The organism is Streptomyces sp. NPDC037389, assembly GCF_040636475.1.
GTDB lineage: Bacteria > Actinomycetota > Actinomycetes > Streptomycetales > Streptomycetaceae > Streptomyces > Streptomyces hesseae.
Genome location: NZ_JBEZUS010000009.1, coordinates 19,233 through 30,704 on the forward strand (window position 1 = coordinate 19,233; position 11,472 = coordinate 30,704).

Annotated in this window: 12 protein-coding genes; 8 read left to right on the forward strand and 4 right to left on the reverse strand. The window is 71.3% G+C overall.

Annotated elements, in window-relative coordinates; translation table 11 throughout:
* Positions 1 to 42 precede the first annotated feature (42 nt).
* Entirely contained in the window at positions 43 to 960 is a 918-nt protein-coding gene (locus tag AB0E98_RS20685) for a pyridoxal-phosphate dependent enzyme (protein ID WP_361704596.1), read from the forward strand.
* Positions 961 to 1,062: 102 nt separating this feature from the next.
* Here the strand turns inward: AB0E98_RS20685 and AB0E98_RS20690 are convergent, their stop codons facing one another.
* On the reverse strand, positions 1,063 to 2,664 hold the full coding sequence (locus AB0E98_RS20690) for a Na+/H+ antiporter (protein WP_361704598.1): 1,602 nt from the start codon (positions 2,662 to 2,664) through the stop codon (positions 1,063 to 1,065).
* Between the two features lie 53 nt (positions 2,665 to 2,717).
* On the opposite strand from AB0E98_RS20690, the gene AB0E98_RS20695 reads away from it, so the two are divergent.
* The 4 genes from AB0E98_RS20695 to AB0E98_RS20710 all read left to right on the forward strand — a co-directional run bounded on the left by AB0E98_RS20695 (position 2,718) and on the right by AB0E98_RS20710 (position 5,196).
* On the forward strand, positions 2,718 to 2,978 hold the full coding sequence (locus AB0E98_RS20695; RefSeq protein WP_311614490.1) for a UBP-type zinc finger domain-containing protein: 261 nt from the start codon (positions 2,718 to 2,720) through the stop codon (positions 2,976 to 2,978).
* A 12-nt stretch (positions 2,979 to 2,990) separates the two neighbouring features.
* Positions 2,991 to 3,515 carry a GNAT family N-acetyltransferase gene (locus tag AB0E98_RS20700; RefSeq protein ID WP_361704601.1) on the forward strand — a complete coding sequence of 175 codons (525 nt, stop codon included), beginning with the start codon at positions 2,991 to 2,993 and terminating at the stop codon, positions 3,513 to 3,515.
* A 198-nt stretch (positions 3,516 to 3,713) separates the two neighbouring features.
* The gene (locus tag AB0E98_RS20705; RefSeq protein WP_126915983.1) at positions 3,714 to 4,130 is read left to right on the forward strand and encodes an anti-sigma regulatory factor; all 417 of its coding nucleotides are present in this window, start codon (positions 3,714 to 3,716) and stop codon (positions 4,128 to 4,130) included.
* A 190-nt stretch (positions 4,131 to 4,320) separates the two neighbouring features.
* Positions 4,321 to 5,196 (forward strand): RNA polymerase sigma factor SigF, encoded by an 876-nt coding sequence (locus tag AB0E98_RS20710; RefSeq protein WP_361705256.1) that lies wholly within the window; start codon positions 4,321 to 4,323, stop codon positions 5,194 to 5,196.
* A 43-nt stretch (positions 5,197 to 5,239) separates the two neighbouring features.
* On the opposite strand, the gene AB0E98_RS20715 is transcribed toward AB0E98_RS20710, so the two are convergent.
* Entirely contained in the window at positions 5,240 to 5,638 is a 399-nt protein-coding gene (locus tag AB0E98_RS20715; RefSeq protein WP_361705258.1) for a hypothetical protein, read from the reverse strand.
* Between the two features lie 184 nt (positions 5,639 to 5,822).
* On the opposite strand from AB0E98_RS20715, the gene AB0E98_RS20720 reads away from it, so the two are divergent.
* Together AB0E98_RS20720 and AB0E98_RS20725 are read left to right on the forward strand one after the other, a co-directional pair.
* The gene (locus tag AB0E98_RS20720) at positions 5,823 to 6,791 is read left to right on the forward strand and encodes a diacylglycerol kinase family protein (RefSeq protein ID WP_361704604.1); all 969 of its coding nucleotides are present in this window, start codon (positions 5,823 to 5,825) and stop codon (positions 6,789 to 6,791) included.
* Positions 6,792 to 7,114: 323 nt separating this feature from the next.
* The gene (locus tag AB0E98_RS20725; RefSeq protein ID WP_004937597.1) at positions 7,115 to 7,372 is read left to right on the forward strand and encodes a WhiB family transcriptional regulator; all 258 of its coding nucleotides are present in this window, start codon (positions 7,115 to 7,117) and stop codon (positions 7,370 to 7,372) included.
* A 167-nt stretch (positions 7,373 to 7,539) separates the two neighbouring features.
* On the opposite strand, the gene AB0E98_RS20730 is transcribed toward AB0E98_RS20725, so the two are convergent.
* Positions 7,540 to 9,009, reverse strand: coding sequence for a histidine kinase N-terminal domain-containing protein (locus AB0E98_RS20730; protein ID WP_361704607.1), 1,470 nt, complete (start codon positions 9,007 to 9,009; stop codon positions 7,540 to 7,542).
* 373 nt (positions 9,010 to 9,382) lie between these two features.
* A complete protein-coding gene (locus AB0E98_RS20735; RefSeq protein ID WP_361704610.1) occupies positions 9,383 to 10,432 on the reverse strand; it encodes an SIS domain-containing protein in 1,050 nt (349 codons plus the stop codon).
* A 153-nt stretch (positions 10,433 to 10,585) separates the two neighbouring features.
* Between AB0E98_RS20735 and nagB the strand changes: the two genes are divergently transcribed.
* The gene (nagB, locus tag AB0E98_RS20740) at positions 10,586 to 11,371 is read left to right on the forward strand and encodes a glucosamine-6-phosphate deaminase (protein WP_361704612.1); all 786 of its coding nucleotides are present in this window, start codon (positions 10,586 to 10,588) and stop codon (positions 11,369 to 11,371) included.
* Positions 11,372 to 11,472: the final 101 nt, after the last annotated feature.

Genomic DNA, 11,472 nt, shown 5'->3' on the forward strand with positions numbered 1-11,472 from the left:
GTGTCTCACCGACGTCGTCGTCGGCGATCGCAAGAGTACAAAATGGACTGCGTGACCAGCGACAATCCCCCCGGCGCGGCCGGACCCGCCGCGCTGCGGCCATGTCTGCCGTCCCCGCTCACGGAGCTCGCGGACGAGCGCTTCGCCGAGCGCGGCCTGCGGCTGCTGCTCAAGCGGGACGACCTGATACACCCGGACCTGCCGGGCAACAAGTGGCGCAAGCTGGAGCCCAACCTGCGCGCGGCGGCCGCGTCCGGCGCCCGGACGCTGCTCACGTTCGGAGGGGCGTACTCCAACCACCTCCGGGCCACGGCGGCGGCCGGCCGCCTGCTGGGCTTCGGGACGATCGGCGTCGTCCGGGGCGACGAACTGGCCGACCGCCCGCTCAACCCGTCCCTGGCCCGCTGCGTGGCGGACGGCATGCGGCTGCGCTTCGTCGACCGCGCGACGTACCGCCGCAAGGCGGAACCGGAGGTCCTGGCGTCCCTGGCCCCTCCGGACGCGTTCGTCATCCCCGAGGGCGGCAGCAACGCGGCGGCCGCCCACGGCTGCACCGAGCTCGGCCGCGAGCTGCGCGGCGTCGCGGACGTGGTGGGCGTGGCCTGCGGCACGGGCGGCACGCTCGCCGGACTGGCGGCGGGGCTGTCCGCCGGCCGGCGGGCGATCGGCTTCCCGGTCCTGAAGGGAGGCTTCCTGGAGCAGGAGATACTCCGCCTCCAGAACGAGGCCTTCGGAGGCCGCCGTGGCGCCTGGAGCCTGGACGACCGATTCCACGGCGGGGGCTACGCGAAGACCTCCCCGGAGCTGGAGGAATTCGCAGCGGATTTCGCCAGCCGGCACGGGATCGAGCTGGAGCGGGTGTACGTGGCGAAGATGCTGTACGGGCTGACGACGCTCGCCCGGGAGGGGGCGTTCGCACCCGGCACGCGGGTGGTGGCCGTCATCACGGGGGCGCCGTAGGGGGACGGCTGACCGCCGGTGGGGGTTTTCCGCGCCTTCGGCGCAAGGATTTCGTCCACCCCACCCCACCCCCACCCCCACCCCCGACCCGGAACGACGGCCTCAGCCCTCCTCGCCCTCCCGGTACGCCGCCGCCTCCTCCAGGTCCAGACGGCGCAGCAGCGTCCGCAGCATCTCGTCGTCGATGCGGCGCGCGTCCCGCAGGGCCACGAAGACCTCCCGCTCCGCGCCGATCACCTCCCGCGCCAGCCGCCGGTACGTGTCGTCCACCGACTCCCCCGTCCGCTCGTCGACCGCCCCCAGCCGCTCCCAGACAGCGTTGCGCCGCCGCTCCAGCACAGCACGCAACCGGTCGGCCAGCGGCTGCGGCAGCGCGTTGCGCTCATCCGCGAGAAGCGACTCCAGGCGGCGCTCCGCAGCCGTCGACGCCTCGCTCTGCGCCTGCGCCTCCACGAGCGTCTCCGCGCCCACGTCCCGCGCGGGCAGCCGCAGCCGGCGGATGAGCGGGGGCAGGGTGAGCCCCTGCACCACCAGCGTCCCGATCACCGTCGTGAACGTGAGAAAAAGAATGAGGCTCCGCGCGGGAAACGGCGCCCCCTCGTCCGTCGCGACGGGGATGGAGAAGGCGATCGCCAGCGAGACCACACCCCGCATCCCGGCCCACCCCACCACCGCCGGCGCCTTCCAGTCCGTGTCGGGCTCCCGCTCCCGGATCCGGGGGAAGAGCGCCCGAGGCAGGAACGTCGCCGGAAAGACCCACACGTACCGCGCGACGACGACCGCGACGAACACGATCACCGCGTACAGGAGTGCCTCCCCCACCCCGTACGCCCCCAGGTCCCGCAGCACGATCCGCAACTGGAGCCCGATGAGGGCGAAGACGGCCGATTCCAGGAGGAAGGAGACCACCCGCCATACGGCCGCCTCCTGGAGCCGGGTGGCGAAGTCGACCTGCCAGGACCGGTGTCCCAGGTAGAGCGCGACCACGACCACGGCGAGCACCCCGGACGCCTCGACCTCCTCGGCGGCGGCGTAGGCGACGAACGGGATGAGCAGCGAGAGGGTGTTCTGGAGCAGTGGCTCCCGCAGGTGGGTGCGCAGCCAGTGGATCGGCACCATGAGGATCAGCCCGACGCCGATGCCCCCGACGGAGGCGATCACGAACTCCCGGACGCCCTCGGCCCAGGTGGCTCCGGCACCAAGAGCAGCGGCGAGGGCGACCTTGTACGCGGTGATGGCGGTCGCGTCGTTCACCAGGGACTCGCCCTGGAGGATCGTGGTGATCCGGGACGGCAGCCCCAGCCTCCGGGCGATCGCGGTGGCGGCCACCGCGTCGGGCGGGGCCACCACCGCGCCCAGCACGAGCGCGGCGGCGGGCGGCAGGCCGGGCACCGCGCGGGAGGCCACGTAGCCGACCGCGAGGGTGGCGAAGAGGACGTACCCCACGCTGAGCAGGGCCACGGGCCGCAGGTTGGCCCGTAGATCGAGGTAGGAGCTCTCCAGGGCGGCGGTGTGCAGCAGGGGCGGCAGCACCAGGGGCAGCACGATGTGGGGGTCGAGGGTGTAGTCCGGTACGCCGGGGACGTACGAGGCGACGAGGCCGACGGCGACGAGCAGCAGCGGCGCGGGTACGGGGGTCCTGCGGGCGGCGCCCGCGACGGCGGCGCCGCCCGCGATCAGCGTCAGCAGCGGCATGACGTCCATGGCTCCTCCACCCTTCCGTTCGCGTTCCGCTCGCGCGCTCTAACCTGGCCATCATGATCGAGTGTTCGCATGTGGACGAGCTGCCGCGCCCCGAACCGGCGCCGCTGACCCCGACCTGCCCGGAGTGCGAGGCGGCGGGCAGCCATCCGGTGCAGCTGCGGCTGTGCCTGGTGTGCGGCCACGTGGGCTGCTGCGACTCGTCCCCGTACCGCCACGCGACCGGGCACTTCGAGGAGACGGGGCACGCGGTGATGCGCAGCTTCGAGCCGGGGCAGAGCTGGCGCTGGTGCTACGAGGACAAGCACATCGTCTGAGATCATGCCCGCATGATCCGACCCGCGACTCCGGCCGACGTCCCGCGGATCCTTGCGATGATCCGTGAACTGGCGGACTACGAAAGGGCGCTGACCGAGGCGCGGGCGACCGAGGAACAGCTGCGCGACGCCCTGTTCGGCGCGGACCCGGCGGTCCACGCGCTGATAGCGGAGAGTGACGCGGACCGTCGGGAAACGGTGGGCTTCGCCCTGTGGTTCCGCAACTTCTCGACCTGGACGGGTACGCACGGTATCTACCTGGAGGACCTCTACGTGCGTCCGCACGCCCGCGGCGGCGGCCACGGCAGGGCGCTCCTGGCGGAGCTCGCCCGGATCTGCGTGGAGCGGGGCTATCAGCGTTTCGAATGGTCAGTGCTGGACTGGAACGCGCCGTCGATCGCCTTCTACGAATCGCTGGGCGCGGAGGCGATGGACGGGTGGACCGTCCGCCGGTTGTCGGGAGAACCGCTCCAGGCTCTTGCGGTGCTCGCACAGAGTGACGAAAATCCCAACAGGCCGACCTCGCTTTCGATTTGAGGCCGCACAGCCCTACCCACCGTCTGTGCTTACGGGTTTACCATGAGTGACAGTCGTGGGCCTGCGGCGCGGAACCGCAGATCGCGATAGCGTCTCAGCCGGACCATGTGCCGCACCGGCCCGCGCCGCCCTCGTCCGGGGGCCGTGGGACCGGCGCTCCCGACAGCTCAATGAGCTTGTGCCACCTTGGAGGTGAGGGTGTCCCCAATCGCTGGCGAGCCTGGGACGACCCAGGACTTCGTGGAAGTCCGGCTGCCCGCTGCGGGTGCCTATCTGTCGGTGCTGCGGACGGCGACAGCCGGTCTCGCGGCCCGGCTGGACTTCACCCTCGACGAGATCGAGGACCTGCGCATCGCCGTGGACGAGGCCTGCGCCATCCTGCTGCAACAGGCCGTTCCCGGTTCCGTGCTCAGCTGTGTCTTCCGGCTCGTCGGGGACGCGCTGCGGGTGACCGTCTCGGCGCCGACGACGGACGGCCGCGCCCCCGAGCGCGACACCTTCGCCTGGACGGTGCTCTCCGCCCTGGCCGGCGAGGTCGACTCCACCGTCGCGGAGGACCGGACGGTGAGCATCAGCCTGCACAAGAAGCGCGGCGCCGGCCCCGGGCAGCCGTGACGGAAGAGGGGGCTCCGTGAGTACTGCGTCATCGCGGGGAGTGCGCACTCCGGCAATCCCGCAGCAGCCTGCCCGGCCCGATCCGGAAGACCTCAATCCGGACATCGCGCCGGACGCGGCGGACCCGGTGGACCCGACGACTCCGACGGACCCGGCGGCTCCGGTCGATCCGGCGACCCCGGTCGATCCGGTGGTTCCGGTCGGCCCGGCGGCGGAGCGGGTGAGCGACCCATCAGAGCGGTCAGAGCGGTCAGAGCAGGCGGACCACATGGATCAGCACCAGCGCCGGCAGCGGCACCAGCACGCGGATCCGCACGACCGAAGCGGCGCCCGCGCCCTGTTCATCGAGCTGCGGACGCTCCCCGACGGCTCGCCGGAACGGGCGGAGCTGCGCAACCACCTGGTGCGGATGCATCTGCCGCTCGTGGAGCACCTGGCCCGTCGCTTCCGCAACCGCGGCGAGCCGCTCGACGACCTCACCCAGGTCGCCACGATCGGCCTGATCAAATCCGTGGACCGCTTCGACCCGGACCGCGGGGTGGAGTTCTCGACCTACGCCACTCCCACGGTGGTGGGCGAGATCAAGCGGCACTTCCGCGACAAGGGCTGGGCGGTGCGGGTCCCGCGCCGGCTCCAGGAGCTGCGGCTGTCGCTGACGACGGCCACGGCCGAGCTCTCCCAGCGGCACGGCCGCGCGCCCACGGTCCATGAGCTGGCGGAGCAGCTGGGGATCTCCGAGGAGGAGGTGCTGGAGGGCCTGGAGTCCGCCAACGCCTACTCGACGCTCTCGCTGGACGTCCCCGACACGGACGACGAGTCCCCGGCGGTCGCGGACACCCTGGGCGCCGAGGACGAGGCGCTGGAGGGCGTGGAGTACCGGGAGTCCCTCAAGCCGCTGCTGGAGGATCTGCCGCCGCGCGAGAAGAAGATCCTGCTGCTGCGCTTCTTCGGCAACATGACGCAGTCGCAGATCGCCCAGGAGGTGGGCATCTCCCAGATGCACGTCTCCCGGCTGCTGGCCCGTACGCTCGCCCAGCTCCGGGACCGGCTGCTGATCGAGGAGTGACAGGAGCAATCAGGAGCCGGCAGGAGTAATCAGGAGCCGGTGGTCACGACTCGCGCGGGCCGATGCCGAGCGCCTCGGTCGCGGTGGGGTTCACCAGCAGGACGAGCGTGGCCACGGCCGTCAGCGCGAGCGCCACCGCGCCGGCGATCAGCGAGGCGCCGCCGCCGCTGAAGAGCGTCCAGGCGACCGGCAGCGCCATGATCTGCGTGATCATGGCGGGGCCGCGGCTCCAGCGCCGCAGCAGCCACAGGCCGCGCGCGGCGAGGAGCGGCAGCGCGGCCAGCGCGAGGACGGTCAGCCCGCCCGTCTCGGCCTGCTGCGGGCTGTCCGGCTTGCCCAGCAGCCCCATGACCAGCAGATAGATCCCCGAGACGGCGAGGACCAGCCCCTCCAGGGCGACCAGCCCGGCGGCCGCCGTCAGCCGGGCGGGCCGAGGCCCCACGGCTTCCGGAGCGGGTCCGGAGGCACCTCGGGGGCCCTTCCCGGCGTTCCCCTGGGGCGCACCCTTCCGGGCGGATTTCGACGCGGACTGCTTGCTGCTCACCCCAGCAGGGTAACGGTACGCAAATCCTTCGAAGCCGGGCCTGGGACGGGCCGTGTACCGACAGGTAGGTAGGCTGGCGCGCATGCGTGCGCTTCTTGTGGTCAATCCTTCGGCCACCACCACCAGTGCCCGTACTCGCGATGTCCTGGCGCACGCCCTGGCCAGCGACCTGAAGCTGGACGTCGCCATGACCGAGTACCGGGGTCACGCACGCGACCTGGCGCGCCGGGCGGCCGAGAGCGGCAATGTCGAGCTGGTCGTAGCGCTCGGCGGGGACGGCACGGTCAACGAGGTCGTCAACGGCCTGCTGCACTCCGGTCCCGATCCGGAGGCCCTGCCGCGGCTCGCGGTGGTGCCGGGCGGTTCCACCAATGTCTTCGCCCGCGCGCTGGGCCTGCCCAATGACGTGGTGGAGGCGACGGGCGCCCTGCTGGACGCACTGCGGGAGGGCTCGGAGCGGACCGTGGGGCTCGGCCTCGCGGGCGGGACGCCGGGCACGGAGGACGAGGCGGTGCCGGCCCGCTGGTTCACCTTCTGCGCCGGCTTCGGCTTCGACGCGGGCGTCGTCGGCCGGGTGGAGCAGCAGCGGGAGCGCGGCAAGCGTTCGACGCACTCCCTGTATGTGCGACAGGTGATGCGCCAGTTCTTCGGAGAAACGAACCGGCGACACGGCACGATCACCCTCGAACGGCCTGACGAGAAGCCACTCGAAAATCTCGTCATGTCGATAATCTGCAACACGGCCCCATGGACGTACTTCGGCAACCGGCCGATGTACGCGCTGCCGCAGGCGTCCTTCGACACCGCCCTTGACGTGCTGGGATTCACCAAGCTGTCCACCCTGGCGGCGACCCGCTACGGCTCCCAGCTGCTGACGTCGACGCCGGAGCGCGGTCCCCAGGGCAAACACGCTGTGTCACTGCATGACCAGGACTCCTTCACCTTGCATTCGCAGGCGCCTCTGCCCTTCCAGATGGACGGCGACCACCTCGGACTGCGCACCAGCGTGACGTTCACAGGCGTTCGCCGTGCACTGCGTGTGATTGTGTGAGTGCTAGGGCCTAAAGTCCTTCCACTCGAACGTTTAGACTGGGTTCCACCCCCTGGAATGACGGCTGTGACCTAGCCGACACCGAGGAATCAAAAAAAACTTTCCAGAAGGGGTTGTATCCGCCGCCGAGGTTTGCGAGTCTTTTCGTGGCGATCGGGACAGCCCGCCATCAAGGCTTCCCCGAAGAGCCCGAACCCCCTCCTTTTCTTCCTGGACCGCACCAGCCTGCCTGGCTGGAGGTCGGCCCTTCCCTTGCGGGGGGATTCGTGAAAGCGTTCACATTCACAAGCCACGTAGCCGTAACACGAGGAGATGGAGCAGCCATGGACTGGCGTCACAACGCCGTTTGCCGCGAGGAAGACCCCGAGCTCTTCTTCCCCATCGGCAACACCGGTCCTGCGCTGCTGCAGATCGAGGAAGCCAAGGCCGTCTGCCGCCGCTGCCCCGTCATGGAGCAGTGCCTGCAGTGGGCGCTCGAGTCCGGTCAGGACTCCGGCGTCTGGGGTGGCCTCAGCGAGGACGAGCGCCGCGCGATGAAGCGCCGTGCCGCTCGCAACCGCGCTCGCAACGCCACCGCCTGACGCAAGCCGCCCCGCCCCTCTCGGCCCCCGAGCCGCAGCGCGCAGTACCCCCCACCCGTGCGCTAAGCACAGTTTTCTGGGCATAAAAGCTTTGAGCCCCGGTCCTCTCATTTGAGAGGACCGGGGCTCAGTGCTTTTTACGGCCGATTACAGCTGCTTACGGCCGTTCACGGTTTCTCCGCCCTTACGGGAATGTCGAGCACCACTCGTGTCCCCCGCTCGGGGGCGGGCACCATGTCGAACTTTCCGCCCAACTCGCCCTCCACCAGGGTGCGTACGATCTGAAGTCCCAGATTGCCGGCGCGATGGGGGTCGAAGCCCTCCGGCAGACCGCGCCCGTCGTCCTGGACGGAGATCAGCAGCCGGGCGTCCCGGCGGGTTCCGCCACGGACCGCGGTGACCTCGACCGTGCCCTGCTCCCCCGGCCCGAAGCCGTGCTCAAGAGCGTTCTGGAGCAGTTCGGTGAGGACCATCGACAGCGGCGTGGCGACCTCGGCGTCGAGCACCCCGAAGCGGCCCGTGCGCCGGGCGGTGACCCGGCCCGGGGAGATCTCGGCGACCATGGCGAGGACCCGGTCGGCGATCTCGTCGAATTCGACCCGTTCGTCGAGGTTCTGCGACAGCGTCTCGTGGACGATCGCGATGGAACCGACCCGGCGGACCGCCTCCTCCAGCGCTTCACGGCCCTCGGCGGAGCCGATCCGGCGCGCCTGGAGACGCAGCAGGGCCGCCACGGTCTGGAGGTTGTTCTTCACCCGGTGATGGATCTCCCGGATGGTGGCGTCCTTGGTGATCAACTCGCGTTCGCGCCGTCGCAGTTCGGTTACGTCGCGCAACAGTACGAGTGAACCGATGTGGCTGCCCTTGGGTTTGAGCGGGATCACTCTCAGATGAATGACCCCGTCATTGGCCTCCACCTCGAACTCACGGGGCGCCCAGCCGCTGGCGAGCTTGGCCAGGCCCTCGTCGACCGGGCCCCGCGAGGGCGCCAACTGAGCGGTGGTCTCGCCCAGATGATGCCCGACGAGGTCGGCGGCGAGGCCGAGCCGGTGATAGGCGGAGAGGGCGTTGGGGCTGGCGTACTGGACGATGCCCTCGGCGTCCAGCCTGATCAGGCCGTCGCCGGCGCGCGGCGAGGCGTCCATGTCGACCTGCTGGCCCGGGAAGGGAAAGGACCCGCCGGCGATCATCTGCGCCAGGTCGGAGGCGCTCTGGAGATAGGTGAGCTCCAGCCGGCTGGGCGTCCGCACGGTCAGCAGATTGGTGTTCCGGGCGATGACCCCCAGCACCCGCCCTTCGCGGCGGACCGGGATGGACTCGACCCGCACGGGGACCTCCTCCCGCCACTCCGGGTCGCCCTCCCGGACGATCCGGCCCTCGTCGAGGGCGGCGTCGAGCATGGGGCGGCGGCCGCGCGGGACGAGGTGGCCGACCATGTCGTCGTGGTAGGAGGTGGGTCCGGTGTTGGGCCGCATCTGGGCGATGGACACATACCGGGTGCCGTCCAGGGTGGGCACCCAGAGGACCAGGTCGGCGAAGGACAGGTCGGAGAGCAGCTGCCACTCCGAGACCAGCAGATGCAGCCACTCCAGGTCGGAGTCGTCGAGTGCGGTGTGCTGGCGTACGAGGTCGTTCATGGAGGGCACGGTGGTGAGCCTAGTTCTTTTCCGTGGGGCGTGGGACGGGCCGGTCGGTGGAGGACACATGATGATCGGCATACCCATGGAGTCCGTGCGGCAACAGCATGGACAGCGATGAATGGTCTAGTCCACAATGGGCGCCAAGACGTCCGCCCTCGCCGCACAAGAGGGCGGAGCGAGGCCCGGCCCGCCCCAGGGCGGCCCGGCCTCCCGTCGGCCGACCCGGCCGTGGGGCCCGCACACCTCACGAGCGCCGGTCCGGCCGATTCGCTCCGGGCTGCGGTGCCGGCTGGGCTGAGGGTCCCGGCGGGCGCCGCGGCCCGTAGTCGTTACGGGGCCGTAGTCGTTACGGCGCAGGGGCGGGCACGCCTCACCGTGTCCGGGTGACCTTGGCCAGGGCCCGGGGCGCGTCGGGGTTCTGCCCCCGGGCGACGGTCACCTCGTGGGCGAGCAGTTGGAGCGGCAGGATCTCCAGGACCGGCTGCACCTCCTCCGCCACCCCTTCCGTGGGCAGGACGAAACCGTCCGTCGCCCGCGCGACCTCGGCCTCGCTCCCGACGACGACCAGGTCCGCCCCTCTCCCGCGCAGCCGCTCCAGCACAGGTGACAGCGCTTTGCCGCCCTTTCCCTCCGGGACGACCGCGATGACGGGGAAGATGTTGTCCACCATGGCCAGCGGCCCGTGCAGCAGATCGGCGCCCGAGTAGGCGAGGGCGGGGATGTAGCTCGTCTCCATCAGCTTCAGCGCGCCCTCCTTGGCGGTCGGGTAGCCGTAGCCGCGCGAGGTGAAGACCATCCGCTCGGCGAAGCGGTAGCGGGCGGCGAGCCGGGCGACCTCGGCGCCGCGCGCCAGGATCCGCCCGGCGAGCTCCGGCAGCTCCCGCGCGGCCGAGCCGTCGCCGCCGCGCAGCCCCTCGACGAAGAGATAGAGGGTGAGCAGCGAGGCCGTGTACGTCTTGGTCGCCGGGAGCGCCCGTTCCGGCCCGGCCAGGATGTCGAGGTGGTACTCGGCGACCGCGGCGAGCGGGGAGTCCGGGTTGTTGGTGACCGCCAGGGTGATGGCGCCGGCCGCGCGGGCGGCCTCGGTGGAGGCCACCAGGTCCGGGGAGCCGCCGGACTGGCTGACGGTGACGGCCAGGACGTCCCGCAGATCGGGCCGGGCGCCGTAGGCGGTGAATGTCGACATGGAGGTCAGCCCGCAGGGCTTGCCGAGCCGCACCTCCAGCAGGTACTTGGCGTACAGGGCCGCGTTGTCGGAGGTGCCCCGCGCGGTGAGCAGGACGAACCGGAAATCACGGGCGGCGATGCGCCCGGCGACCTCCTGGGCGGCGGCCGCGCCGCGGTCCAGGACGCGGCGCAGCACGGCGGGCTGTTCGGCCGTCTCCCCGGCCATGATCAGGCCCGGTCTTTCCCTGGTCATACCGGCCACCTCCCGGGGAACCGCACCGTGTGCGCACCGGGCGGCCCCTTCAGTCGACCACGGGCCTCCCCCCTCCCGCCAGCCGGGGCGGGCGGCGCCCGTTCTGCTAAATTGGTCTATACCACACCCCCTCTCCAGATCGGCAGGCCCAGCGTGGAAGTTGTCATCGTCCCGGACGCCACGGCAGGCGGCGAGCTCATCGCGGAGGCCATGGCCGCCCTGCTGCGCCGCAAGCCCGACGCGCTGCTCGGCGTTGCCACCGGCTCGACCCCGCTGCCCGTCTACGAGGCGCTCACGGCCAAGGTCCGCGCCGGCGCGGTGGACGTCTCGCGCGCCCGCGTCTGCCAGCTCGACGAGTACGTCGGCCTGCCCGCCGACCACCCCGAGTCCTACCGCTCGACGGTCCTGCGCCAGGTCGTCGAGCCGCTGGGGCTCCCGGCGTCCTCCTTCATGGGCCCCGACGGCACCGCCGAGGACGTCCAGGCCGCGTGCGATGCGTACGACCGGGCGCTGCCGGCGGCCGGCGGTGTGGACCTCCAGCTGCTGGGCATCGGCACGGACGGGCACATCGGCTTCAACGAACCGTGCTCCTCCCTGGCCTCCCGCACCCGCATCAAGACGCTGACGGAGCAGACCCGCGTCGACAACGCGCGCTTCTTCGACGGCGACATCGACCAGGTGCCGCACCACGTCATCACCCAGGGCATCGGCACCATCCTGGAGGCCCGCCACCTGGTGCTGCTGGCCACGGGCGAGGGCAAGGCCGACGCGGTCGCCGCGTCCGTCGAGGGCCCGGTCTCCGCCCTCGTCCCCGCCTCGGCCCTCCAGCTCCACCCCCACGCGACGGTCGTCGTGGACGAGGCGGCGGCGACGAAGCTGAAGCTGGCCGACTACTTCCGCGCGACGTACGCGGCGAAGCCGGCCTGGCAGGGGTTGTAGGCGCCCCTGCCAGGGCTGGGTCGAGGTGCTGGGTCTCGAAGCCCAGCTCGGCCATGGCCGCGGCGTGGGTGGCGCCGAGGTAGCCGGTGCCGATCACGGTG

Coding starts and splice junctions, on each gene's coding strand:
- AB0E98_RS20685 (WP_361704596.1), top strand. CDS start 43: ATGGACTGCGTGACCAGCGACAATCCCCCCGGCGCGGCCGGACCCGCC.
- AB0E98_RS20690 (WP_361704598.1), bottom strand. CDS start 2,664: ATGGACGTCATGCCGCTGCTGACGCTGATCGCGGGCGGCGCCGCCGTC.
- AB0E98_RS20695 (WP_311614490.1), top strand. CDS start 2,718: ATGATCGAGTGTTCGCATGTGGACGAGCTGCCGCGCCCCGAACCGGCG.
- AB0E98_RS20700 (WP_361704601.1), top strand. CDS start 2,991: ATGATCCGACCCGCGACTCCGGCCGACGTCCCGCGGATCCTTGCGATG.
- AB0E98_RS20720 (WP_361704604.1), top strand. CDS start 5,823: ATGCGTGCGCTTCTTGTGGTCAATCCTTCGGCCACCACCACCAGTGCC.
- AB0E98_RS20725 (WP_004937597.1), top strand. CDS start 7,115: ATGGACTGGCGTCACAACGCCGTTTGCCGCGAGGAAGACCCCGAGCTC.
- AB0E98_RS20730 (WP_361704607.1), bottom strand. CDS start 9,009: ATGAACGACCTCGTACGCCAGCACACCGCACTCGACGACTCCGACCTG.
- AB0E98_RS20735 (WP_361704610.1), bottom strand. CDS start 10,432: ATGACCAGGGAAAGACCGGGCCTGATCATGGCCGGGGAGACGGCCGAA.